General features: G+C 44.9%; 21 protein-coding genes and 1 tRNA gene. 3 read left to right on the top strand and 19 right to left on the bottom strand.

Going from position 1 to position 24,990, the window contains the following annotated elements; all coding sequences use genetic code 11:
• Nucleotides 1-204: 204 nt before the first annotated feature.
• From HYW89_04250 to HYW89_04240, 3 genes are all read right to left on the bottom strand, one after another.
• Nucleotides 205-585, bottom strand: coding sequence for a hypothetical protein (locus HYW89_04250; GenBank protein ID QQG45180.1), 381 nt, complete (start codon nt 583-585; stop codon nt 205-207).
• Nucleotides 582-2,645: a heavy metal translocating P-type ATPase gene (locus tag HYW89_04245; GenBank protein ID QQG45774.1), complete on the bottom strand. Its 2,064-nt coding sequence runs from the start codon at nt 2,643-2,645 to the stop codon at nt 582-584. Before HYW89_04245 ends, HYW89_04250 begins: the two co-directional genes overlap by 4 nt.
• Nucleotides 2,646-2,803: 158 nt before the next feature.
• Nucleotides 2,804-3,862, bottom strand: a complete 1,059-nt coding sequence (locus tag HYW89_04240) for a hypothetical protein (GenBank protein ID QQG45179.1) — start codon at nt 3,860-3,862, stop codon at nt 2,804-2,806.
• A 157-nt stretch (nt 3,863-4,019) separates the two neighbouring features.
• Between HYW89_04240 and HYW89_04235 the strand changes: the two genes are divergently transcribed.
• Nucleotides 4,020-5,519: a hypothetical protein gene (locus HYW89_04235; GenBank protein ID QQG45178.1), complete on the top strand. Its 1,500-nt coding sequence runs from the start codon at nt 4,020-4,022 to the stop codon at nt 5,517-5,519.
• A 146-nt stretch (nt 5,520-5,665) separates the two neighbouring features.
• On the opposite strand, the gene HYW89_04230 is transcribed toward HYW89_04235, so the two are convergent.
• The 3 genes from HYW89_04230 to HYW89_04220 form a co-directional block, all read right to left on the bottom strand.
• Nucleotides 5,666-5,881 carry a DUF167 domain-containing protein gene (locus tag HYW89_04230; GenBank protein ID QQG45177.1) on the bottom strand — a complete coding sequence of 72 codons (216 nt, stop codon included), beginning with the start codon at nt 5,879-5,881 and terminating at the stop codon, nt 5,666-5,668.
• A gap of 130 nt (nt 5,882-6,011) precedes the next feature.
• Nucleotides 6,012-8,837: a LamG domain-containing protein gene (locus HYW89_04225; GenBank protein ID QQG45176.1), complete on the bottom strand. Its 2,826-nt coding sequence runs from the start codon at nt 8,835-8,837 to the stop codon at nt 6,012-6,014.
• 231 nt (nt 8,838-9,068) lie between these two features.
• Nucleotides 9,069-9,299 carry a hypothetical protein gene (locus tag HYW89_04220; protein QQG45175.1) on the bottom strand — a complete coding sequence of 77 codons (231 nt, stop codon included), beginning with the start codon at nt 9,297-9,299 and terminating at the stop codon, nt 9,069-9,071.
• Between the two features lie 159 nt (nt 9,300-9,458).
• Here HYW89_04220 and HYW89_04215 point away from each other — a divergent pair, with 159 nt between their 5' ends.
• The gene (locus HYW89_04215) at nt 9,459-9,845 is read left to right on the top strand and encodes a hypothetical protein (GenBank protein QQG45174.1); all 387 of its coding nucleotides are present in this window, start codon (nt 9,459-9,461) and stop codon (nt 9,843-9,845) included.
• 43 nt (nt 9,846-9,888) lie between these two features.
• On the opposite strand, the gene HYW89_04210 is transcribed toward HYW89_04215, so the two are convergent.
• Nucleotides 9,889-10,242: a hypothetical protein gene (locus tag HYW89_04210; protein ID QQG45173.1), complete on the bottom strand. Its 354-nt coding sequence runs from the start codon at nt 10,240-10,242 to the stop codon at nt 9,889-9,891.
• Nucleotides 10,243-10,362: 120 nt separating this feature from the next.
• Nucleotides 10,363-10,980, bottom strand: coding sequence for a hypothetical protein (locus tag HYW89_04205; GenBank protein QQG45172.1), 618 nt, complete (start codon nt 10,978-10,980; stop codon nt 10,363-10,365).
• 295 nt (nt 10,981-11,275) lie between these two features.
• Here HYW89_04205 and HYW89_04200 point away from each other — a divergent pair, with 295 nt between their 5' ends.
• Nucleotides 11,276-12,250, top strand: a complete 975-nt coding sequence (locus tag HYW89_04200; GenBank protein ID QQG45171.1) for a transporter — start codon at nt 11,276-11,278, stop codon at nt 12,248-12,250.
• A 256-nt stretch (nt 12,251-12,506) separates the two neighbouring features.
• On the opposite strand, the gene HYW89_04195 is transcribed toward HYW89_04200, so the two are convergent.
• From HYW89_04195 to HYW89_04145, 11 genes are all read right to left on the bottom strand, one after another.
• Nucleotides 12,507-16,433 (bottom strand): hypothetical protein, encoded by a 3,927-nt coding sequence (locus tag HYW89_04195; GenBank protein ID QQG45170.1) that lies wholly within the window; start codon nt 16,431-16,433, stop codon nt 12,507-12,509.
• Nucleotides 16,396-16,974, bottom strand: a complete 579-nt coding sequence (locus HYW89_04190) for a hypothetical protein (GenBank protein ID QQG45169.1) — start codon at nt 16,972-16,974, stop codon at nt 16,396-16,398. The genes HYW89_04195 and HYW89_04190 overlap by 38 nt, the downstream gene beginning before the upstream one ends.
• A gap of 603 nt (nt 16,975-17,577) precedes the next feature.
• Nucleotides 17,578-18,060: a hypothetical protein gene (locus HYW89_04185; protein ID QQG45168.1), complete on the bottom strand. Its 483-nt coding sequence runs from the start codon at nt 18,058-18,060 to the stop codon at nt 17,578-17,580.
• Between the two features lie 185 nt (nt 18,061-18,245).
• A complete protein-coding gene (locus tag HYW89_04180; protein QQG45167.1) occupies nt 18,246-19,148 on the bottom strand; it encodes a hypothetical protein in 903 nt (300 codons plus the stop codon).
• Nucleotides 19,149-19,247: 99 nt separating this feature from the next.
• Nucleotides 19,248-19,320 (bottom strand) — tRNA-Gln (locus HYW89_04175).
• 4 nt (nt 19,321-19,324) lie between these two features.
• Nucleotides 19,325-19,600: a type II toxin-antitoxin system RelE/ParE family toxin gene (locus tag HYW89_04170; GenBank protein ID QQG45166.1), complete on the bottom strand. Its 276-nt coding sequence runs from the start codon at nt 19,598-19,600 to the stop codon at nt 19,325-19,327.
• A gap of 1 nt (nt 19,601) precedes the next feature.
• Complete coding sequence (locus HYW89_04165) at nt 19,602-19,796, bottom strand: hypothetical protein (GenBank protein QQG45165.1); 195 nt, start codon at nt 19,794-19,796, stop codon at nt 19,602-19,604.
• A gap of 41 nt (nt 19,797-19,837) precedes the next feature.
• Nucleotides 19,838-20,947: a DNA polymerase III subunit gamma/tau gene (gene dnaX, locus HYW89_04160; protein QQG45164.1), complete on the bottom strand. Its 1,110-nt coding sequence runs from the start codon at nt 20,945-20,947 to the stop codon at nt 19,838-19,840.
• A gap of 65 nt (nt 20,948-21,012) precedes the next feature.
• Nucleotides 21,013-21,621: a hypothetical protein gene (locus tag HYW89_04155; protein QQG45163.1), complete on the bottom strand. Its 609-nt coding sequence runs from the start codon at nt 21,619-21,621 to the stop codon at nt 21,013-21,015.
• 301 nt (nt 21,622-21,922) lie between these two features.
• Nucleotides 21,923-22,531: a GtrA family protein gene (locus HYW89_04150; GenBank protein QQG45162.1), complete on the bottom strand. Its 609-nt coding sequence runs from the start codon at nt 22,529-22,531 to the stop codon at nt 21,923-21,925.
• 15 nt (nt 22,532-22,546) lie between these two features.
• The gene (locus tag HYW89_04145) at nt 22,547-24,988 is read right to left on the bottom strand and encodes a type IV secretion system DNA-binding domain-containing protein (GenBank protein ID QQG45161.1); all 2,442 of its coding nucleotides are present in this window, start codon (nt 24,986-24,988) and stop codon (nt 22,547-22,549) included.
• Between the last annotated feature and the right edge of the window lie 2 nt (nt 24,989-24,990).

Genomic DNA, 24,990 nt, shown 5'->3' with positions numbered 1-24,990 from the left:
AAGCCTAAACTAAAGTCACTGCAGGATATCCACAGGTGGCTATTCTTGGCAACTGAAAAGAGTCAGTTTGTTGGAACTATTTTTTAGTAATCTGCTGCCAAAGCCAGATGGCCGCAAAAATACCAACCACCAGCCATACCAGCCAAGTCAGAGTAAAAAACCCGCCAAATCCGCCTGTCATAATATTTTGTCCCCAATTCCACATCATATTTGTTTAACTTGTTTAAATGGCGAAGGCCAAAGCAAAAGAAGCAATGCTAAGGGCGCGCCCCAATTGGCCCACCTCTCAACAAAGTCCCAGATTGGTTCACCAACCAGAGGGCGCAGAAGCGCGGTCCAAAAGCCCCAAAAAACCGCCCAAAGGAGTACGATTTTCACCGGCTTAATCAGCACAACCAAAGCCACTAATAAATCCAGTAAACCCACAAGAAAAAGTAATTTTGCAGCCAAAGCAGCGTCGGCAAAACCAAACTGCTGAATCCAGCCAATCCAAGCTTGCTTGCCTTGCAGGGCAAAAGCGCCATGGCCTACGAATTCACCAGCAACCGCCACCCTTAAAACCCATTGAATGATTTTGGTATTCATAAAATTCTCTTTCTTAAGAATACCGCATTTACCGCAACAATAACAGTGGAGAGTGACATAAAGAGCGCGGCAAGCGCCGGTTGCAATAAAATTCCCTTAGAGGCCAGCACGCCCGCAGCCAATGGAAGCGCAACGACATTGTAGCCCGTTGCCCAAAATAAATTTTGTATCATTTTGGAGTAGGTAAGACGCGAAAGTTTTATTATTTTTACAATGTCGCGGGGGTCGTTGCGCACTAAAATTATGCCGGCTGATTCTATGGCGATATTAGTGCCTGCGCCAATCGCAATACCTAAGTCCGCCTGTGTTAATGCCGGAGCATCGTTAATCCCGTCCCCTACCATGGCAACCTTTTGACCCTTGCCTTGAAGTAGTTTTACTTTTTCCGATTTTTGATGCGGCAAAACTCTTGCAAAGTATTCGTCAATGCCAAGTTCCTGCGAGACCCACTTGGCTACGCCTTCCGAGTCGCCGGTGATCATCGCAATTTTTACGCCTATTGCTTTCAGTGCTTGAATCGCCTCGCGTGATTCTTTTCTGATGAGGTCGGCAAGAGCAAAAATACCGAGAAGTTCTTTCTCCGACGCTACATAAATAATAGTTTTCCCTTTTTTATTTTCTTCTTCAACAGTTTCTTTGAGTTCATCGGGCGGCATAACATCAAGATCTTCTAAAATCGCTTGCCCGCCGACAAAAATAACCCCGCCATTAACTGTTCCTTTTACTCCTTTTCCGGGAATACGAACGAAGTCCCGCGCTTCCACGATTGTTATATCAGCATCCTCTGCTTTTTTCACAATGGCTTTAGAAATGAAGTGTTCGGAATGCATGTCAACCGACGCGGCAACTTGAAGCAGCTCTTCCTCGCTTATTTTGACCGGCCAAATATCGGTTACGCCATATTCTCCGCGAGTTAAAGTCCCTGTTTTATCAAAAAGCACAACATCAACATTGCGCGCGGCCTCAAGCGACAAGCGCTGTTTTACCAAAAAACCATGCCGCGCGGCCAAGGTCGTAGAAATAGAAGCAACTAACGGCACCGCAAGACCCAAAGCATGAGGACAAGCGATTACGAGAACCGCCACTAATCGCTCCAGTGCGAATCCAAAACCCGCTTTTGCAAAAAGCCACAACACAAAAGTTAAACCGCCTGTGCCAATAGCTATAACTGTGAGATAAAATGCGGCCTTATCCGAAAGAATTTGCAATCGCGATTTTGACGCCTGCGCCTCTTTAACCAAACGCATTACCCCGGCAAGAAAAGTATGCTCGCCGACTTTTGTCACTTTAATTTTTAAGGAGCCGTCGCCATTTACAGTCCCTGCAATAACTTCACTGTTGGCGTTTTTGGCAACTGGCGCGGACTCGCCCGTGACCATGGATTCATTCACTTCAGATTTTCCCTCAACCACAACTCCGTCCGAGGGAATTCGTGCGCCGGGGCGGACAAAAACCATATCTCCTTCGCGGAGCCCAGAGAGCGGAATTGTTTCAGTTTTTCCATCACGAATAATTTCTGCGGTGTCCGGCAACAACTTTGAGAGTTCTCGTAATGCCCCTTGCGCTCCCGAGACCGCCCGCATCTCCAACCAATGACCAAGAAGCATAACCGTTATCAAAGTAGTCAGTTCCCAAAAAAGGTCGTGTCCCCTACCAGTAATCACGGAAAAAACGCTGTAAAAATAGGCCGCAGAAACAGCAATACCAATAAGCGTCATCATGCCAGGAAGCCAGGCTTTGAGCTCGCGATAGGCGCCTATTAAAAACGCCCACCCTCCATAGAAAAAAACAACTGAACCCAAAACCAATGGCAAATACGCCGAGCCAGGGAAATTGGGTGGCGACCATCCGAAAATTTTCTGAACAACGTCCGCATAAAGAACAACCGGTACGGTAAGAATCAAACTTACCAAGAATTTTCTAAGAAACATCTCCGTAGAATGCCCTTTGTGCTTATCGTGTTCTGCCAGTTTATGTTTTTTGTTGTTCTTTACCGGAATTAAATTCATCCCGCAGTCCGGACAAATACCAATACTATCCCGCATAATTTCGGGATGCATGGGACAAGTATAGTTTGCTTCTGTATTCATAATGACGCTCCGTGCAGCAGAGCTGGCGCGGAATTATCCAGTTAAAATGTAGAGCACAGGGCCTTAAAGATACACAAGTAGTGCCGAAAAATTAATGAACCGTTATAGCTTAATAGCTTCGGGCTTAACTACTGCGGTATTAACTTAACGGCCTGATTTAGCATCATACGCTCAATACGGTTTAAAAATCCAGCTTTTTCGGCAAAATCAAGACATTCACGAAAGTGCGGTGGCTGGCGGCAATAACTCTCGCATTCTTTCTGTGACAGACACTTGCCGGGGGTTTCCCCGCGAAGCATAAAAGGCAATATTTTTTTGGCAAGATAGAGCTCCTCCGCCGGAATAACTCCTGCTTTTTCCGCAAAGGAAAGACACTCCTGCATATTATTTAATTGCGAACAGTAAGAATCACACTCCTTTTTGGAAAGACATCCACCCGGAGTCTCGCCTCTTTCCAAAAACGGCATAACTTTGCGCGCCTCGGCAAGTTCCTGTGGAGGAATAAGATTCGCGCGTTCTGCAAAATCAAGACATATTCTCATGTGCAGAGGCGCCTTACAATAGTCCATACAGTTTTCCTTGCTTTTGCATCCGCCGGGCATAACGCCGCCTTCTTTAAGGTAGCGTCTGATATTTTGCGCCTCCTGCAGATCTTTTGCTGGAAGAATGCCGTATTTTTCCGCAAAGGCCACGCACTCTTCAATGTGGTCTAAGTTGCTGCAGTAATTTTCGCAATCGTTTTTATTGGCGCATCCCCCCGGTCCCACTCCCCCGGCTTTTGCAAATCTGCGCGCCTGTGCCAAATCTTCCGAAGACATCATGCTGTTTTTTTCGGCAAAATCAATACAGATGGCAAGATTTTTAATTTGATTGCAAAAGGCGCGGCACTCCTCCGGATTGGAACACCCTCCGAGCTCCGTTATAGAAAAAGTAATCTTCCCAGCGGATACCTGTGCCCTAAGACGCGACCCGGTAATGCTGGAGGTATCATCAAAGGGGTTTTTAAAAAACTCAAAGGGGTTTGACTTAATTTCAAAAGGATTAGTCTCGGGTAGACTTGTTCCTTTGAGTGCCCCTTCCCCGTCAGTAACACTGCTAACACGGCTTACTCCGTAAATAACACCGGCTATAACAAGAAGGAAAAAGATACCTATCCCAATTAAAATAATACGTTTTAGCTTCATCATAGTTATTATAACATACTTAAACATTACACACAGGAGTTATACTGTACGGGTTTTTGAGTCATCTAAAGCGACTAAGTGGATAACTGGCGTTGAAAATCTTCTCCATTCTATTATATACTCGACCCTGAGACTTCTTGCGTAATAATCTTCCAAACTCGTGATAAAAAAATCTTTTTTATTCTCTATCCTAGCCCCTGTCGCACTTATCTCGCTTTTACTAATAACGCCAGTCTATGCCCAGGCCGGATGGTTCGGAGAAAAACCATTTGCTGCGGTTTTCTCCATTTTCTCTAAAATCAAGTCCTTTCTGGTAAAAGAAGGTACCTCCGATAAGTCATCCGGTATTATTCAGGCCAATTGCACTCCTCCGGTTCCGCCCAAGCCCGCGGGTATAGATTTGGTCTCGCCTTACGGGGTGCTCAACATTACTCCGGAAATTTCCATTGCCGGTCCCGATAACATAGTTGCTGTATCATTATCCCTAAACCCGAGCCTCAATGAAAATTCCATAGATATGTACACCCCTTTCCCTGCCTACCTAAACGACGATATTATCGACTGGTCTCCAAAAGATACCGAGCCTGGCGTAAGCTTTGGTCGAACAAACTACACATCGTTAGGGGGAAAATTTACCTGGGATATATCATCCTACCTCCCGGGAAATAAAACAATCCCTAAACCCAAAAATTATTGGATCAAAGTACGGATACGGGACACGAGCACCCCCAAACAAGCTAAATATGCCCGCGCTGGCAGTATCGAAAGCTGGCAGAAAGTCTCATATACCACTAGCGGCCTAAGACCTGGACTCGTAAGAGCGGAGGCGAAGGGCTCCAAAGGATTTTATGTCGGCAAGAAGCAAAGTCCCAGTTTAATTATGATGATAGGAAAAGATAGTTTTAAGGATACTTTCCTATCTGGTACTCCCCCCTTAAAACCCTTTACCGTGGCTCCGAACGGCTATTTTGAAATCCAAACCAAATCCTTGGGCCAGCCGGGGACGATTACTCTTAACGTAAAAAATGCCAAAATTCTCAATGGCGCCCGGCAGGAAGCCAAGGCCGACGAGACTATCACCTGGAAAATACAGCCGCTTGGAACGGATCCGGTACAACTACTGGAGTTGAGTTTGAAAAATTCCTGCGGGGAGGACTACTTAGTTGATCCTGCCAAATCCGCGAAACTGCCTGACTCTTCTAAATTTACCTTCCCGGTCGTATACGACACAGCGATCCAGAAAAAATCCGAGCCGCAACCAAAAACTACAGCGCCAACTACGCCGGCTCCAAAACCGACTTCATCGCCTGAGACAAAAACCCAGAAAATATTCGCAAAAAATCTTATCGTCACTCAAAATCGGACTCTTGAAGGATTAAAAGAGTGGGACCAAGTAACCTTTACGGCCAAACTTGTGATGTCCGATGGCTCCACGCAGATCATCAAAGAAAATGTTAAGTGGACACTCATCGGACAGGTTGGAAACATTACTCCTGCCGGAGTATTCGTTGCCAAACTTGACGACGCTATTGCCGAATACGGCGAGGGCTCGGGAATTGTAACCGCAACCTATATTGACGCCGATGGAAATACGTTTCTGGGAAAAACGCCGACTTTCAAAGTAGAGACCTTTGCCGGGGACAGCGGCACCGAGGGTTAAGAAATGAAGATACAAAAAGTGCATCAACCCCAAACTAAAACGTCCCGACTAGTCGGGACATTTTAGTTTGCGAAATCCTATCGTTATTGTGCTGGCGCGACTGGTTGCTGGGGCGCTACCCGGACAGGCGTCTGAAGGTTTTATTATCAGACCTCAATAATTTTATTGCGACTGGAGCGGCCTTTCACAATGTTAACATTTGTTTTTGGCACATCAAAATGTTTTGACAATGCCTTTTCCACCGCCCGATTGGCCTCGCCCTCTTTGGCGCGTTCTTTTACGGATACAACAAAATGAACCGCGTCAATTTTTTCAACTCGTTCCCGTTTTGCTCCCGTTTTCACTTTTACAAAAAATTTCATCTGGCAAACCGCTGGGCCTTCAACTAAATACTTACACGATAACATGTGCAGAAATAAAAATGAACTTAAAAACAAAACATTGGTCTAATTAGACCAATGTTTTGTTTTTGTTAAAACTGCAATTTTGCAACTACTTGTCCGGGTAGCACTTCTTACAAAGTTGGTAGTTTTGAGAATCCGGCGAGCCGACGTAGGAGCAAGCTGGAATGTTGGTGAAGTTAGCGCATAGCTCCGGCGTTATTGGAATTTCAGACGATGATCCGCTAGGGTATGACGCCGGAGGCTGGGAAAAGCCTGATGGCGGTTGAAATCCTTGAGGAGGCTGCTGTCCCCTACCATCCGGAGGCGCGCCGCCGCTTCCACCTTTGGATTGGCATGACTTCATTTTGGCTTCAATAGCGGGGTTGGACTGTCCTTGCTGTTGTTGCTGTTGTTGCTCCCCACCGCCTGCGCTTCCTTGTAAAGCGCTAACACAGGCAGTGAACTCACCGCACGGTTTGGCAATACACGCGTTAATTTTTTCATCCACACAGGCCTGAACTTTTGCCTTAATTTTTGGGTCCGACTCGCCCTGCTTCTGCTGCTGTCCATCCTGTTTCTCGCCGCCCTCTTGTAGAGAATTTATACAGGCGTCAAATTCGGAACATGACTTAGCGACACAAACATCAAGCTTGGCTTGAATTTCTTCCTGTTGACAAACCATTAGTCTTGACTCAACATCCAACGGGAGCTCAATCTTTTTACCCATGTCTTTATCGCCTTTTGAAGCGCCTTCTGACATTTGGGCTTTCAGACAAATGTTTACTTCGCTGCAGGTCGGCTTACTGGTGCATTCGCGCATTTTAATATCAACTATTTCCTTCATGCAGGAATCCACCCGGGTTTTAAGTTCCGGGGGCATCTCGCCCGGCTGATCGCCTTGCTGTTGACTTCCGCTTGGATTAAGACAAGAAAAGAACTCCGTGCAGGTTGACTTGCTTATGCAGGTATTGGGATCAAAATTAGGGTCTATGCCGCACGAGAGTAGTTTGTCCTGCATTACTTTGGGAAGTTCCCGCTTTTGGGACCTTGCCGGATCGCTAGCCTCAACCCGTTTGGCAATGCTCATTAACGGCTTCGCTACCTCTAACATACAGCTTTGGACCTGGCCGCATTCTTTTTGGGCGCACGGTTCAAATAAAGCATTGGTTCCTTGCAGAAAGCAGGCCTCCATTTTCCCCCTTATGCCCTTCATCTGTGAACACGGAACGGCCATTCGTCTCAAGCGTCCGATAAAGTCCGGTCCGAATTCCGCCGCAACACAGGAATCGGCCGCAGGCAGCGCCTTAAGAAAATCTCCCAAGACATCCGTGGCCTGATCGGAATACTGCTTCACGCAGGATTTGGCTTTTCTGATCTTTTCAATGATGGCAATATCGTACGGCATTTTTCCGGCCCTCATTTGTTCAAAAAGGTCAGTTCCCAAATTAGTGACAAAACAAGAGACTATCTTCTCATCAGCTTCTTCAAAACACTGTCTTACGTCTCCGGCTGCTTGGGCCTGATCCACTTCTTCTTGAGTCATCAATCCGATTTTAACCGCAAAATCCATGCATGCTTTTTGGTTTTCGGGTTTTGTGCAATAAGTTTCGCAGGCCTCTTTGGAACGGCAGTTGCCCGGCCCTTTGCCGCCTGATTTTCTGATCAGTTCAACTTCTTCCGGCTTGATGACTCCAAGCGCCAAACCAAGATCCAGGCACTCTTCAAAATGAGCCGTATCGGTGCAATAGCTTTCGCATTCGGCCTTACTCCTGCACCCGCCGGGCATTTTTCCTGCTCTCATGAATGGCAGGATTTTCTTTAATACTTCAAGCTCATTCTTCGGGAGCACCTCGTACTTGACCGCAAATTCCATACACTCCAGCGTATGAGCCGGATCTTGACAGTAGGCCTCGCACCGTTCTTTGGTGTCGCACTTGCCGGGCGTTACTCCTTGAAGGATTAGAGGAATGTATTTTCTGGCCTGTTGCGCTTCATCCTTGCTGATAAATCCCGCGGCCTCGGCAAAATCAACGCACGCCAATGCGTTGGCCGGCGCTTCACAATACCGCAGACATCTGTACCTAGTATTGCAATTGCCCGGAAACGGTACACCAGAATCTTTTGCGGCAAGGATTTGGCGCAATTCTTTGTACGCAGATTGGACCTCCGAAGAAGTCAGGGCTCTATTATATACCGCAACCTCTTCTATGAGTCCGGAGAAAAACTCTCTCCTGCCGAATCGGTCGTCCCATGCCCCGAGCGTGAATTGTGCCTCGCTCGTTGTCTCGGCTTTTGAGGCCTTCCGGATGACAGTTCCTTTTGACTCGCCATCAACATATAATTTTATAGCGTCAGAACTATCCCTTGTGGCTACAACATAATGCCAGACTCCGGAACTAACGGGTGTAGTAATGAGACTTTGACCCTCGGGACCGGTAGTTGCTCCTACGGAAAACTCCAAAGTTGATTTGCCTTCACTGGTGCCTATTCTCAACCAATATCCTGCTCCGGGACCCTTCGTCGGATAATTTGACTTTCTGATGATGTTATTTATGGATCCCCCGCCATCCCACTTAAACCAGGCATTCAATGAAAATGGGCCGGTACCAAAGTTTAAACTCTCGGGGTTGCCCATGCTAATAGAAGAGCCAACTCTAAACTTAAATGCCTGCCCAAATCTTCCAGGAGCAACGGCTACCCCCTTGCGGATAGTTCCGTTGTTTCCCCTGCCGATATCTATCGCGGTTCCCCCCGACTCTTCGCCCCCATTCCACTGGCTGACAAAATCAAATTGAAGAGGGACACGGCGTTCTTCCGTGAACTTCTGCGCGAAAACGTTCTTCCCCGGGGCAAAAATGATGTAAGAGCCGACGAGCAAAGAAAAAACCAGGATAGCGCCAGAGATTAAAATGTTTTTTTGAAAAAGAGTGTTCATCCCGTTAGAGATTTGGGGCTAATTTTAACACTTATTTTGTTCTGAAATAAATCCCCCCACCTTCCTAGCGGGGTATTGGACCCCGCGGGGAGGACTTCTACGGCGCCCATTCATCCCCGCAGCAATGGAAGTCTGACTTCCTAAACTGCAGGGTATTCTGGGAAGGTGGGGGGATAAATCGCTCATCATACGCTATATTAAAGATGGGGTTTCATCTCTAGCGGGACTCATCTATCTAAAAGGGTTGGTGTCGACATTAAAGGGGTTTGTTTCGGGGAGTTCGTTGGATAAGGGATTATTACTTTTTTTAAATACCTCCGCGCCCAAGCCGTCTTTTACTTCCGCTGCTGGTTCTTCCGGAACCGCGGATTTTTTTTGCGACCAATACCAAAAACCGGCGGCCGCAATAACAACCACAACAACGATAGAGACGAGAATTATTGATTTTGACTTAAACTCCATACAATACTTCTATAATATCTATAATACCGCATACAGCCAGATTGAGATATCCACAGTCCCCAAATTGGGATTTGGCTATTTGTCAGCAACCGAGTATATTTGCAAATTTTACTCTGTCTGCTATGCTGGGCTTCGGGACATTCCCAAGGGAGGTTACAAATGACGATACATACGGAAGAACGCATCCAGAATCTTAAAGCAGCAATCATCACGAAACTTAAGGAAATAGGCGGCGATCCCGCGATTCAACTTCAACGGGTTGGTTACGAAGCAATCCGCATCTGCAGCAACGAAGATATTGGCGGCTGGGATGCTCTCATGCTTCACGTCGATGGATCGTGGAGCGTGAAATTTGCAATGAGCGGTTATTCATTAGATGATAACCCTCCCCTCACTGAGCTCTTTGAAATACTCGCAAGTATCGCAGATCCATCTTTCTGCATGCTCGACGAAACGCAGCAAACTGCTTATCTGTTAGAGCACCGAGAATCCCTTACTCATGGACTCATCGCTGCTCTTGAAAAAACATTACAAAAACTGTCTTGAAACAACGCGTCAGCAAACTGGCGCTTTTTCTTATTCTATTTTCTTAACTAGGTCTCTCCTCCTCAAAATTCCTAGGAAGTCGGCCGATCTCTTTCAAGTACCGAATGGAGAGTTCTAATTTTTTTCTAAGATCCGGTAAGTAACTTTGCGCAAAGGAATTATCTTTGTATTTTTCCTGCGAAAACTCCTCTATCAGGTCTCGTTGCTTTTTGAGCCATTGGGTTATTTCTTCATCGGACATCAACTCTGCCCGAGTTTTTCCCGGATTTTTCTCTAACTCCTCCGGCGGCGTACTTTTTATTTCTCTGTGGTCTTCAGCGGTTACTCCCAGAAGACCAAGTCGTTCAAATTTTTCGGCCGCTTTTTTGTATGAATCTCTTTCTGTAAACTTTTCCATAAATAACTCTATGGAGGACTGTCGGGGGCTGACTGGCTCGGTCGCGAACCCCACAAATTGAGACACCATAAGGGCTCTTTGAGCGCTTTTTGTGTATCAACTTTAGGGCTATCGGTCGGTCTATGATTGATGGTTTCTTGTAGCAAGTAGATCACCCATGTCCAGCACTGATTTTCTTGCTTTTTTGCCATTAAATATAAAAATACAGAAGAGAAAAAAAGCAAAAATAAAGTACGCAATAAACCAATAACAAGACGGGAAATGCAACCTGCCTCCATTCATTAAAGTCAGAATAATGGCTATAGCTACTCCTCCGAATACTGCCATGGCTGCATTGAAGTTGGCTTCGGCCATATTCCATCGCTTATGAATTTGATCTGCGACGCCTTTCCCACTTTCTTTCTCTTCCAAACCTAAGTTTATCCAGATAGCAAGTTCTGTAGCTGCAATAGGATTTTTTGTTTTAGGTGGGTCTTCTTGTTTTAATTTAAATATCTTTTCAAGGTCGTGAGGATATTTGCCAATGGGTTCGCCTAAGAAAATTCTTGTTAAAAAATGAGTGATACTTGAAATTATAAAACCGACACCTAACACACCAACTATACTCGCTATCCAATTTATACTTAAAAAGGAACTGGTGATTTCAACAAAATTTGCAGGCGAAAAAATAAAAACAAAGAAAACCATTATGCCCACTGGGGCAATGAATCTAATATCAATTATTTTCTCGGTATTCATATTTATACATATGTCTCAGTCACCTGACTTAGCATAGCCTCACTGCGGGGGAAAGATTCGGACCTTCGTACCGAGATCCAAAATCCCGTGTCCTACTTCACCCCGCCGAACCTCTTCTGCTCATTGCTGACCTCTCCGGTATCGATTATCCCTAAATCAAGTACCCAAGGGCTCCTTTGGGGGTCATTTCCTTCTCCTTAGTGAGGGGACTCGGTAGGGATTAAAAATTGATTAGTTTATATATCCATGATACAATGAATACAGTTACCTGAAAAACGAATAAGAGGGACGGTAAATGATAAAGTCATTTTTCTGGAACAGGAAGTGGTTTTGGTGGGCATATGGAGTCGGATCTGTCTTAATTCTTCTTTCTTACGGACAGGTGCGTCTGGCTGTATTATTCAACACATGGTATGGCATGTTTTACACCATCATGCAAAAACCGGCAGAGCATACCATTCAAGAGTTTAATGCCGGATTAGAAAGATTTTTAGTACTCGCCGCAATCTGGATAGTTTTGGGCGCGATTATGACTTTTGTAACCAGCCATTACGGACTCCGGTGGCGTGAGGCCATAACAAACGATTATCTTCCGCGCTGGCAACTTGTACCAGTAAAGATCGAAGGCGAAAGCCAGCGAATGCAGGAAGATCCCGCGCTTTTTGCCGAGATCGTTGAGTCGCTGGGCCTTCAGGCAGTTAATGCCGTAATGACGCTCATAGCGTTTATACCGGTCCTATGGGTATTAAGCAAAGAAGTTAAATACTTGTTTTTGACTGACATCCCCGGATCACTGGTCTGGGTAGCGCTCGTGATAACCATTGGCGGCATGACCATAACATGGTTCGTTGCCCAAAAACTTCCGAAGCTGGAATATAATAACCAGGTTGTAGAAGCAGAATTCAGAAAATATTTAGCTTTAGCCGAAGAATATAAAGCCAGCCACTCAGACTTAACAGTACTGTTCAATCTGTTCTCGGGGGTCAAACGTAATTACCGTCGCTTATATTTTCATAAAGGCTATGTAGACCTATGGCTTAATCTGTATGGCCAAGTCTTGGTTATTCTGCCATATGTTGTCATGGGTACAAGTTTAATGGCAGGACTAGCAACACTGGGAGTGGTTGTTCAGGTATCTAATGCCTTCGGAGAAGTACGTTCAAGTCTGGCTATTTTCATTAGTAACTGGAAAGTAATCACCAGACTGCGCAGTATCTGGATGCGGTTACACGAATTTGAGGCTAATCTCAACAGATTTCAACCACAGTAAGTATGGGCCCTAATAAGGCCTTTTAGTTTTGACATATTTAGAAAGAACGACGCACTTACCCATCTCGGCTCGCCTCGCTCTAGCTTCAGCGGAGCGGGTTGGGGTCGCAAAGATCCTGAGTACCTCGGTCTGGAACCCCGCCTAGTGGGACACATTAGGCCTTCTTTAGGGCTGGTTCCCTTCTCTATATTGAGGGATCTCGGTAGGGGCTATTGATAAACCCAGGTTTCTTAACTATCAACAAGCCAACTTCGGATTACTGCGAGGAGGCATTGATAGTTATCGTTATATCTGCAGTTACTTTACTAAGATCAAGCTCGCCTACTTGCCATTCCCCAAAACCACTTGAGACCATCACCTTGTAACCTTTGCCAGTCAATAATCCTTGTTTCGGGTAACGCTTGCTAAACCAAACTTCCGTTGTAGAGCGATCTATGGCATAGGCGAGGGACTGCGCCACTTGCGACCCACCTTCTTTTGGATAAAGAGTTACGGTATTCACGCTGTCTGCGGAATAATCTCCTTCTGGATACACGATGTGCAGGGTGACTTCTACATATTTTTCTTTGGGAATAGCTGCCTCGGCAGGTACAGACTCCGCATCGACATTTTCCCGAAGGTAGGTAATTGTATGGTGCCACCCGTTATAATCATATTCAAATCGAATCTGCATATTGTCCTCAAGAAGTTTTCCAGAGCCCCTTATTTTTGACTCGGAAAGGACGATTTGATCTCCTTCAATAGAATATGTGCCCCCCTCTGAAGACATCGAGTATGTACCGTCTGATTTCAGAACTAACGGAGGTGAGATGCGGCAACTTCCTCCTCCGCCGCTAACATTATACTGCCAACAACGATAGCTACCGGAAAGTTTTTGTGACGGCTTCGGTGAAATTTTTGGAGAAGCTACTTTAGGAATTTCTTTTGTCTCCACTTTTGGAATTTTCTGCAAAGATTCTTTGCTCGGACGCGACGGCTTTATGTCTGCGGACTTTTCGCTCTCCGTTTGGTTTACCGAAGCAGGCGGAATAAACCGCGTTGATTCCTGGACGGGTTTTGCTTCTGGTTTCGGTTTACCTTTGAAGAGATTCCGAAAAAAGTCAAAAAATCCTGCAAAATAAGAAGACCTGTTTTCAAGATAACTTCCGGGTTGACGGCATCCCGGCTGGGAATAAAGAGGAATATTGGGATTGCATTCTCCCGGAGCGGTTTTAGGATCCTCGTATTTAGGAGCCTCCACATCGCCATATGTCTTTGTTGGGATATCGCCATAGCTTTTAGTGGGTATATCGCCATAGGATTTGGTTGGCGTATCTCCATATGTTTTTGTTTCAATGCCGCCATATGTTTTTATGGGGACACTACCATATGTCTTTGTTGGGACATCACCATAGGTTGGAGATTTAATATCTCCATAGGTTTTAGCTGGAACGCCATCAGTTTTTTCTGGATTAGGGGTAATTGGTTTTTGCGCTGGCTTTTCTATCGGTTTTTCTGGTGGTTTATCTTCTGGTTTTTCCCCGTCAGCTGGCGGAGGTTTATTGACCGGTTCCTCAATGGGCTTTTCTATTGGCTTCTCTATGGGTTTTTCAATAACCGTAAATTCAGCTTCAGCATAATCGCTTTTGGTTTGATTTTCCTGCAATTTCGGAGGATTATTGAGATCTTCCCAAAGATAAATAAGTGTTTGCTTTTTGTTATTGTATGTATATTCAAACCCGACTTGCAAATAGTTGTCTAAAAAAGCTCCTACTCCGCGAATTTTGGATTCCGAAAGAAAAAGACCGCCTTCTTCAATCCGATATGTGCCTTTTTCCGAAGAAATGGAATAAGTTCCGTCCGCCTTTAAAATAATTGGCGGCAGGGTGCGGCAATTGGGCATTGTGTTTGAGTTTGCGCATCTGTAACTGCCGGAAATGGTTTTTGTGGGAACACCAATTCCACTAGAAAAGCTAATGATGTGTTTTCCGGAGTTTGTCGCGGGAGGAATTTGTATTATCGTTGAAAATGATCCTTTTTCATCCGAGATAAATACGGCTCCTTGTCCCAAAACAAGTTTTTCGGAATCAAATTTCGCTGTAAGTTCCGATTTTGGCTGAAATCCGCTTCCAGCAACCGCTACTGTCATTCCAGCCATACCAGAAGTTGGGTTTAAAATAATAATAGGTTTTTCACTTTCCGGCTTTTTTATATCAAGTATTTGCAATTCGGCTGCGGCCTTTTCGCCTTCCGCGCCAAAAACCATAACATAATAAACGCTTGTCGCTAAATTTTCTGGAATTTTGGCAGAATAAAAAATTTCACCAGGATAACACGCTCCTGTTTTGGGGCATTTATTTTCAACATTCAAAAGTTCATATTTCTTTTCATCCGGCGCTACCAAAAGAATCGTTTTTTCTGCGTTTGTCCACCCCTTGCCCCTTATTTTGATTAAATCTCCAACAAGCGCGGTTTTTGGCTCTACGGCAAGGGTTGGATCAATTTTGTCTTTTCCGCCATAAATTTCTATGGTGGTTGGAGGAGAAACAACAAATCCATCAATTGAAGTTAGTTTTATTTGATGCTCTCCGTTAAGCGTGTCCAAGGGAACCAAAAACCATGGGCCTCCCGGCCAGTATTTTGCGTTTGGATCAAAACTCAAAGTGGCTGTTTTCACGCGAGTATTGTCAAAATAAATAAAAGCGGGGTATTCGTTCTTGAACCCAACCCAACTTGTTAAATTAACCACGCCCTGCGGCCGTACTCTTTTGGAGTCAACTCCGGGCGCTTCCGGTTTAGGCAATGGAAGATCTCCTTTCCACTTCCATCCAAATTCAAACTTGTCACTCCCGACATTCTGATACCATCGCACCTGAACATTGTGCCACCCTCCAACGACTTTCATATCTTTGGACTCGTCGTGAACAGAAGAATGATCGCTCCAATTACTTATCAATATCTCATCATCAAATCTCAACTCAATGCCGTCATCGGATATCGTATAAAAATCATATACCCCTTCTCCAAACCTCAATTTTCCTCTCCATACCGCCGACACCCGCTCTTTTTTCTCCCAATTGTTGGCCAAAAAACTGTTGCCCCAATCAAATTCAAACCGACGAGATTTGCCGACAAAAGAACCGTCATTCGCATCTACATTCAATTGTTGTAATGCTGGTTCCGATCCTATGGGCGCCCCTGTGCCGTCAAAAAAACACACATGTAATTTTTTTTCTGGAAAAGAAACATCGCAAGATCCGCCTGAAGGCAGAGGGGGTTTGGGCGGTTGAGGTTTTGGAGGCTCCGGCGGCGGTTTGGGAGGCTCCGGCGGTTTTGGCGGCGGAGGAGTAAAATGCCACCAAAGATCGGCAAACCCTCCTTTTGGAACATTGATATAAGCGGTATGAGTCCTGAGAGGGTTGTTATTGTGACAATCAGTTTTGTTGTAACAAAGAGTATAGCCAACACTCCATTCACTTGGAACATCAACCGAAACTGAATGAGACCCCCTGGAAACCTCAAATAAGTAAGGATCGGCGGTGGTGGGATTTGTGCCATCAACACGAACAGTTTGCCCTGGCGCTCCAACTTTGTAACCTTGAATTCTGCTTGGCTTGGGAGCAGCAATATTCAAATTCTTTTCTCCAATTTGATGCACCAGTCCTTTGTCTTTAGGATCATTTTTTCTAAATTCCAAAAAAAACGGATACGCCCCGGGCTTAAACCAAGAGACATCGCCCGCGGATTCGTCAATTTTATATATGGCGGTAAAACGGCCGTTGGAATCTGGCTTTACAAATACTCCTTTTGGATCTTTATTGGGAGCCCCGGGATAAGCTGAAACAATAGTGCCTCCGGACCTACTGCCGTTTGGGAGGCGAAAACCGTATTGACTCAGTGTGCCGTTGAAAATAAAATCATAGCCTTCAATTGTCATAAGTTCGCCGCCCCTCAATTGATTTACATCAGTGCAAGTGGGACTATCGGCCCAAAAATTAGGATTTCTCCTGCCGTCGCATAAAATCCTGATTTCTTTTTGTTCAGGCGGCGCGGGAGGGTGATTATAACATTCAGACGGCTGCGTGGGAGTACAGTGATGCCTCGCAAAACTCTCTTTTGGTAAAACAAAAAACGCTCCGGAAAAAACAAGAACAGCAAGTAAAATACTAGAAAGAAAACGAATTCGTAAAGTATGTGTAAGCATCGTCGTTATAGTTTTCCTCGGCATAAGATGTATAGACCTGGTAGAGCACGTTGGAGGTAAGGAAAAGCCTCCCTTGATAGGCATTATTGGTCGGAGGAGCGTAGATTTTATACTCAAGGAAATTAGCTCCCGAAAAAGGAGCCTTGTAGTTCGAAAATACTTCCACGCCATCGGGGACGGCCTTAACTATACCGCCAAGAGCTTGTCGCAAATTTTCTTCTTCGTCGCCGGTGACTTCAGATGGATACAAAGTTGCAGACACAAAATAGGACATAACGCCGTCGCTGCCTACATAAACCTCCTGCCGCATGACTTGAACTGAATCAGGAATCGGGAGATCCTGGGTGATATACTCCAGTTCCCCGGGGAGGCGCGCCGTAAGGGCGCTGATCTGTCCGGTTACGGTCTGCCAATCGGCATATACCTCTCCGAGCTTGGCCATCATGTTGGCGTCTTTTAAGTAAAATACGCCGGCGATTATTAAGGCTACAGCTATCCCCCCGAAAAAACTTCCCCAAATAATTAATTTTTGATTTTTCATAAAAATAAACTGTTTTTATATTTTTAGGGACTGTCGCCGAATATCATTTCTACTGCAATTTCCAGATTTCGGATACCGCTTTGCAAAAATTGTTCGACAGATACGGGATATATGCCTCACCATTTTTGTTTTGCTTCGCTCGAAATCTGAAAATCTCGTCACGAAAGCATATTCGGCAACAATCCCTTTTTAAGGATAGCATGGGTAAAGATTTTTTAAATAGGGGTTATTGGGAATTATCCACAGAAAATATATTCCAACAAAAAATCGCTTATTACTCAGCGGACTTTTTGTTCTTGAATACGACCCGCTTCGCCAAGCTTCAGCGGAGCGGGTCGGCCGCCATGGGCGAGCTTCGCCATCGGGCGAGGTGCTCAAAGATCCTGGCCTCCTTGGTATCGATTAACTAGGAATCAAGTGCCTAAGGGCTTCTTTGAGGGTTGTTCCCCTTCTCCCATTGAGGGGTCTCGGTAGGGGGTGTGGACAACTTTTCTAGAAATATGCTATATTGAGATTAGTACTTGGAGGGCCTTGGCCCTGTCACGGCTATCCAAGCTGTAACCAAGTACTACTAAAGGATGCCGTTTTGCGGCGTTTTTTAGTTTAATCATGTTCCGGATCGCCGCTATATAAAATTCTTTTGCTGTTATTTTTATCTATCCCCCAGTAAGGAATAATGCTCCAGAAGTGTTTTTCCCCACCATGGACTTCTTTAACAATAACCTTCGCGCGTACTCTATCCAAGACAGCGATAAATTCACAAAAAGTAACCTCCTTAACAGTGTGTTCCCAACGACTATTTGTTTTCTGCGCTTCGAGTTGCCTCGTTTTCCAAATTCCCTGAAGGGTGTGCGACTCTTTTAATATCTGCGGAGCAAGGTGGAGAAGCTTCAATCTAGCGTATTGATCGTTCCTTGGCCGCGCTTGTTGATCTATCTTAAATTTTAGATGTCTTAACCCCTTAGCGTTGAATGGGATTTTTTCTTTAAGATAGGGACAATAAATCTCACCGACATTAGCATAAAATTCTTCGGCCTTTTTCTTTACCGCATCAAAATCTTCCTCGTTTAAATTGAATTTTCCCATAATAAGTTACAAAGTTTTTATTTTCCGAAACTAATCCCCGGTATCGGATTTGTAGGAATCAAGTACCTTCCTCCGAAGGCGGATCCGCCTCTGGCGGAAAAGGCTTTTTGAGGGGCAACTTCCCTCTTCCTATTGAGGGGTCTCGGTAGGGACTAAATTAATAGAAGCCAGACATTGACTGCTTCCTAATGTAAGAACTTACTAATTTCAACAATAATGCCTTGGGCAATTATACTCCCCGCAGCACCCTCAAAAATACTCTTTAAGGAGTATAATGCGGATTTTATTTTTGACTGCTGTGGTTCTTTTTTATCAATTTCCTCTTTCACAACTAAATTCATTTTTGTAACCTCTTTCTTTTTTTCTTCAGTAAGTTCTATCTCAGGAATATATTTTTCAATTTGTTCAATTAGTTTTTTTAACTCCTCTTTGGACTCATTGTTAATTTGATAAACCTTGACCGTTGCATTATCTGAAACAGGGCCTAAGGCACCCGCAAAATTTTCAATATGCCCGATACTATAAGTATCACCAGCCTTTTTAGCCCTTTCCCTGTCCTCTTTCGAGAAAGAAATACCTTCTCCTTTAACACCCGCCTTTTCGAGCCTTAATGCCCAGTCAAGAATTGAATTTCTAACTGCATCAAGAATTCCGATAACACCAACTCTGCTCAACATAAATTTTACATCAGTATCGAAGCCAATTGATTTTCTAATACTATTTGCAGCTTCGGTATTGTAATCAATCATAAAAGTTCCTGAATCATTTTTTGCCAAATCATCTAATTCACCTATTGCTTGCGTTACAACCCTTTCTCGCATACTGTCACCAACTTTAGCATCAGTAAATCCAATTGGTTGCCAGCCATGGAATAGGTTCCATGCTTTTGGTTCACCTCTAACAATCCTATACTTTGGGAAATCTTTTTTATGACCTCCGCCATATCCATTTAGTTCTTTGTCTATCCACTCACCAAATTCTTTTAAATCAAGTTTTATTGCAACAATTTTTGCTTTTCTCAATAAGTCAGAGACTGAGTTTTTTGTCTCTGTAGCTTCAATTTGTAGCTCTTGTATTATTGATGACATTTTTGATCGTTGTTAATTACTCATTGAGACAATGTTAAGGGGGCTTATTTCACGCCACACTATGACGCCCAACCCCTCTCGATAGGGACCGCTAGAAATCTGGGGAGTCAGGTCTCGAACCTGAAGTCTTCGGCTTCAAAGGCCGACGTGTTACCAGTTACACCACTCCCCAATATTTATCCTTTTCGCCGCCGATAAACGGAATCTCGATTATCAATGACATGAATAGTTATAAGTTTTTTATCCGGCTCTACTTCATAAACTATACGCCAGTCACCGACCCTCAATTTAAAAAATCCCCTCCAAGGATCATGTAAAGGAAGAGGGGCCACCGAATCAAAATTTTCTATAAACAAATAAAGCTTCTCTTTGATTCGTCTTTGAATCTGCGGGTCGAGACGTTTCAGGTCGGTTTCAGCAATATCAGTAATTTCAAAATGCCACTGCCCCATGTTAAGATCGCGAGAGCTTTGCAAGCACTTCCTCCAGGTTTTTTGTTCTGCCTTCTTTTTTTGATTGTATCGATTTTCTCAAACGCCGTACCACACTAGTCCGCAACGGTAAACCGAAATCAGGATCACTGAATATCTCCCGCAATGCTCCGAGCACTTCTCGACGTGCTATTTGAGTAAATTTTTCTGTTTGCATACCCATAATAATAACATAATACCACCTGTTATAACAAGACGTCAATGGGTCTGGATAAGCTCGATTACTGTAAGCTCCAACGGAAGTTGGGGAATGGGCGTTTTACGGAACTGCTGAAGATTTTGGAAAATAATATTTACCCCTCGTGAAAGCTCTGCGTCTGAAAACGCGTGAATATTAGCGCCAATACACTCCAACTCATCCGGCAGTATCTCCAGCTCCACAAATTTTTTGAGAGCGGAGTCGGCCGCAGTCGAGTTTGACTCTATTTTTAGAAAAAGCGCGTTTCGGAAATACTGCATAAGAAGTTTGGAAAAATACACGAGGTCGTATCCGGAATCATGAAGTTCCTGAACCAAGGCAAGAGCCTCCGGAGTATTTTTTTGGGCAATCAGCTCAAACATTTTCTTGGCTGCCTCGCGCCTCGGAAATCCCAAAATTTCTTCCACTTCTTTTCGCGTGATTTCTTTATCCTCCACGGCCATAATCTGCCCCAAGATAGATTCGCCGTCACGCATAGAGCCCTCGGCTGCCAGCGCAATCAAACGGCCGCCATCATCAGCAAGTTTTACCCCCTCTTTTTTTGCAATAAGCGACAAACGTTCTGCGATTTGCTTTACATTGGGTCGCCTAAAATCATAATGCTGGGTACGCGATACTATCGTTGCCGGAACTTTTTCAAGTTCTGTAGTAGCAAGAATAAAAACCGCATGAGCTGGCGGCTCCTCCAATGTTTTTAAAAGGGCGTTGAATGCCTCTTTTGTTAGTTGATGGCATTCATCAATAACATACACTTTATATTTTCCCTGCGCAGGGACAGAACGCACTCCTTCCCGAAGTTGCCGCACCTCGTCAATCCCCCGATTGGAAGCGGCATCAATCTCTATTAAATCCATAGCACGGCCCTGATTAAAAGAATTGCAGGAATCGCAGGAATTACACGGTTTTTTATTCTCTTCGCAGTTGAGAGCTTTGGCAATCAGACGCGCAATAGTTGTTTTCCCCACCCCCCGCGGTCCGGAAAATAAATAAGCATGAGCAACTTTGCCCATTTTAATCGCGTTAGTAAGTGCGCCCACCACATGCTCCTGCCCGATAACTTCTTCAAAACTTTTGGGGCGATGTTTACGATAGAGTACCAGCTCGCTCATAAAGAATACTGTATCATATTATCTCTAAAATAAAAAGACGCCTCGTCCCGAGGCGACTAAGCACTTTATTTAATTTCTATTGTCCTCATTTCTCGTCTCTGAGTCCGGCATGAAAAAGGTTCATAGACCTCTTTCCCCAAGACGGACTCCAGCTCCTTCTGATTAAAAACAGTATACCCATCTAAGCTGAAATCGGACGGTTGTACGGACCACATAAAAATCTCAAATCTCCTGCCTTCTGATAAAAAAGTATATGGCACACTAACTTTGGTGTTTATTCCCTCACCATACACGCTACTTCTAAAGGCTTGTTTGATGGAGAGATTAAAACCCTCACCAACTCTTCTGAGTGCAATAAAATACCACAAATCCGCCGGTTGGCCCCCTAGGGTGATAGAAAACTCCTTCATACATTCCCATTCGTAACGATAATGGACATCAAGATCGGAAACCTTGGGGAGTTGTTGTGGCTCTATTGCCGCCTTAAAATATTGATGGACTAGTTCTTTCCCTTCTTGGGTTGAGTGGCGCAGAATAATAATCAGCTTTGGAAAACCGACCTCCTGCTGTTGTAGTCCTAGATCACCACTATAGTTATTTTCCGCGTACACCAATCCCCCTGTGAAAAATATCAGAGCAATCAAAACCGCACAGACCCAAAAGCGTCTTTTCATCCTTATCCCCTTTCCGTCGTAACAAGGTAGAAACTAAAGAATAGTTTACCACCCCACCTTGCTGTTGTCAACTACTACTCCAAACCCAACCCCATATGAATTTTAGCGGGCCGAGGGGTTCTCTTTCTTGCGACAATGGGAGGAGCGATTTGCTTGGCTCCGAGCGATAGCGAGGAAAATCGCGACGACCCTTAGCGAGGCGGCCGTCCCTAGGCGGCGAAGCGCCGGGATGCCGGCCCGAAGGGCCTAGGCACTGGAGCCGCCGAGACGTGTCGCGAAAAGAGAACCCCGAGGGCACCCGCTAAACCTTCGTACGAAACACCAAAAATTTATATCCCACAAAATTCCAGACCAAGGCAACGGCCGTGGCCGCGGCTTTGGCTATATTAAGCCAAACATCCTGGCCCACAGGCAGAATCGGCGGAACATAAGTGGTAATAAATACCACAATTCCGCTATTCAAAAGGAGTCCCAAGAGAGTCACGGCAAGAAACTTGGGAAAATCTTCAAAAACGCCCTTCTCGGTTCTGTCTCTGAAAACCCAAAATTTATTCCAAAAATAACTATTAATAACAGCCAAAGAAAATCCGGGCACATTGACCCCGCCCAAAATAAATCCTCCGGTAACTCCGGTTAGAATACTCAAAACATTAAGCACTCCAAAATCAATAGCCGTATTTAAAAATCCCACAGCGGCAAACTTGGAAAGTTGCGAAAAAAAACCAAACCAGCGCGACACAAAACCGCCCACCCATATACCCGCAACAAAAATAACGGGTACTGCCAGAGGAAGCGCCAAAAAAATTATCCGCTCGCGAAGGCCAAGATTAAAAAGCGTGGGCAGGACAAATACGCCGGTTAGAAACCCAACTAAAATAGCGATATAATAATCAACTTTGCTGTTAGTCATATGAGATGATCTATGTTAAACCGCCGGCCTCTCATGTCTTTCTATAATCTCGCGTTCCACTTCCTCGCGCGGCCGGCCGTATTTAGTGCGTGAAATTTCCTTTACTGTTTCGGCAGTCTCTCTATCCCCTTTCTGCGAAGAATAAGTCTTCATACTAAAGGGCGGTGTGGTTTGCCCGTTGATAAGCAGCTTCACGTAACAATTGTAATTGTCAATATTAAGAAGGTCCTGCTCGCCGAACATTGGCTTGTATTGTTTGGCAACAAATTCAGCATCATCTGAACCGATTCTAAACGAAACCATTGACCCCACGTTTCCAAAAACTGCTTTTTTAATCTCTTCTTTAAGTTGTCCAATAAATTGATGGGTAATTGTAAGGTCAAGCCGGTATTTGCGCGCCTCGGAAAGTATGGTTGCAATGGAATCTGTGGTTACGTTTTGAAACTCATCAATATAAAGATAAAAGTCACGACGCCTCTCCTCGGGCAAATCGACGCGCGAAAGTGAAGCCATCAACATCTTGCCCACCATGATGAGTCCGATCAATGAAGAGTTTAAATCGCCCAAGCGGCCCTTGGAAAGATTTACCAGAAGAATCTTTTGGCTATCCATCACTTCGCGGAAATTAAAAGCGGATTTTTCCTGCGCAATAATAGGCCGCATAATTTCGTTGGCCACGAAATTATCAAACTTGGAAGCCACATAAGGAACCATGTTCTGCAAAGCCGCTTCCCCTCCGGCTTTCTCCGCAATCTGCGTCCAGAAGTTTTTTACAACAATGTTTGAAGTGCGTGAAAGTTTAAGATCCCGGAATGTTTTATCAGTAAGTACGCGCTCAATTTCTAACAGCGTATTTCCTGACTTTGGATCGTCCATTACAAGCAGCGTGGCATTACGGAAATACTGCTCAAACATCGGCCCTCCGGCAATGGACATATTATAAAGTTTGTCAAAAATGGATAGAAGTTCATTGACGATAAAAGTCTTCTGCTCCGGATAATTAGGATCATACTCCAACATATTTAATCCCATGGGCCGCGCCACGTCCCCGGGATTGAAATAAATAACGTCCTGCAAGCGATGACGGGGTATAAACCCAAGAATACGCTCCACCAAATCTCCGTGCGGATCAATTACGCCCACACCCTTTCCTGCTTCAATATCCTGAATAATCATATTTTCCAGAAATACTGATTTTCCTGTGCCTGTTTGCCCTATTGTATAAAGATGCCGTCTGCGGTCTTCTTCCAGCATCCGAACCTCGGTGGTCTCGCCCCGAAAAACATTGTATCCCAAAAGCAATCCCTCACGCGGGAGACTGACAGGCGGTACGGCTTCACGCGCTTTCACAATTTTTATATGCGGGGTTTCCAGAAAAACATTCGGGAAATGGAAGATGGACGTTAACTCCTCACTCCCCAAAATTATTTTTTTGCGCTCATCAAATCCCCGGAAAGAAAAGTTAAAAATAATTCCTTTTTGCGCGTGCCCGCGACTCTGCTCCACCTTGAAACTATTGGCGTTGGGGTCGCTAAACTGCATAAACGCGGCTTCAAGTCCGGCGGCAATGACGCGAGCCCGTTCCTCAGTCGGAGCAGAAGCAAGCACGCGGATATTTGATTCAAAAAGCGCCTTGGACGCCTTAGCTTCAAGAGAACGTACAAAATCTTCCTCCAGAGGCGTCAGGCGCTTAGGCCCTTCCTGTGCTTTTGCGGCCGGGGTCTCTTTGGGAGAGGCGGAGAAAACTTCTCCGGCCGCGCTAACCGCACCAAGCAAAACATCGCTTTTTTCTTTTTTGCCGTGAAAAACACGTTTGGCGTGATCCTTTAAAATCTTGCGCCATTTTTTCCGGGCCGGACGCGCCACAATCTGGAGCGCCGCCCCTTCCCCACTTTTAGCGAGTTTGGTGAAAACATTGGTAAGTTCCTTCATGGGGTCTCCCTCAATTTTTTGATAAGTTCGCACTGGCAGATATTTATTTTCTTTTAGCCTGATATAAGAAGCAGAAACCGCTCCTCCGGGATTAAAAATATTGTAGTCGCGCGACTCTTCCACGTTGGCATCGGGGAAAATACCCTGAATAATTTTTTCTACCGATCCGGTAAGACGGCGGGGTACGGCAACATAAAAAGAAATCTCCTCGCCCACGGAAGGAACAGTTAGCTCCAACGCAAAAACCGGTTTTCCGTAAAGTAGGGTCTTCCACCATTTGTCGCGAACCAAAACCAAATGGTTGTAAAATTGCTCCATAAGCGCAATTTTTTCCCGAATCTGCTGTAGAGTTGACTCCTGCGCTGGCGGAGAAATACTGAAACGTACCAAAAGCAGACCGAGGTTAAGTGAGCGGCTTATAAGTCCGCGGCGCACCGATGTTCTAAGAACCAAAACAAAGATAACGCCAAGTACAATGATAAAAAGCAATAGTAGATACGTATAAAAAATAGTAAGCTCGTCCACAG

The organism is Candidatus Sungiibacteriota bacterium (genome assembly GCA_016432465.1).
In the GTDB taxonomy this organism is placed as follows: domain Bacteria; phylum Patescibacteriota; class Minisyncoccia; order Sungbacterales; family HO2-52-23.
Note: the sequence above shows the minus strand (reverse complement) of the source record. Positions and strands in the feature narration are given on the sequence as shown.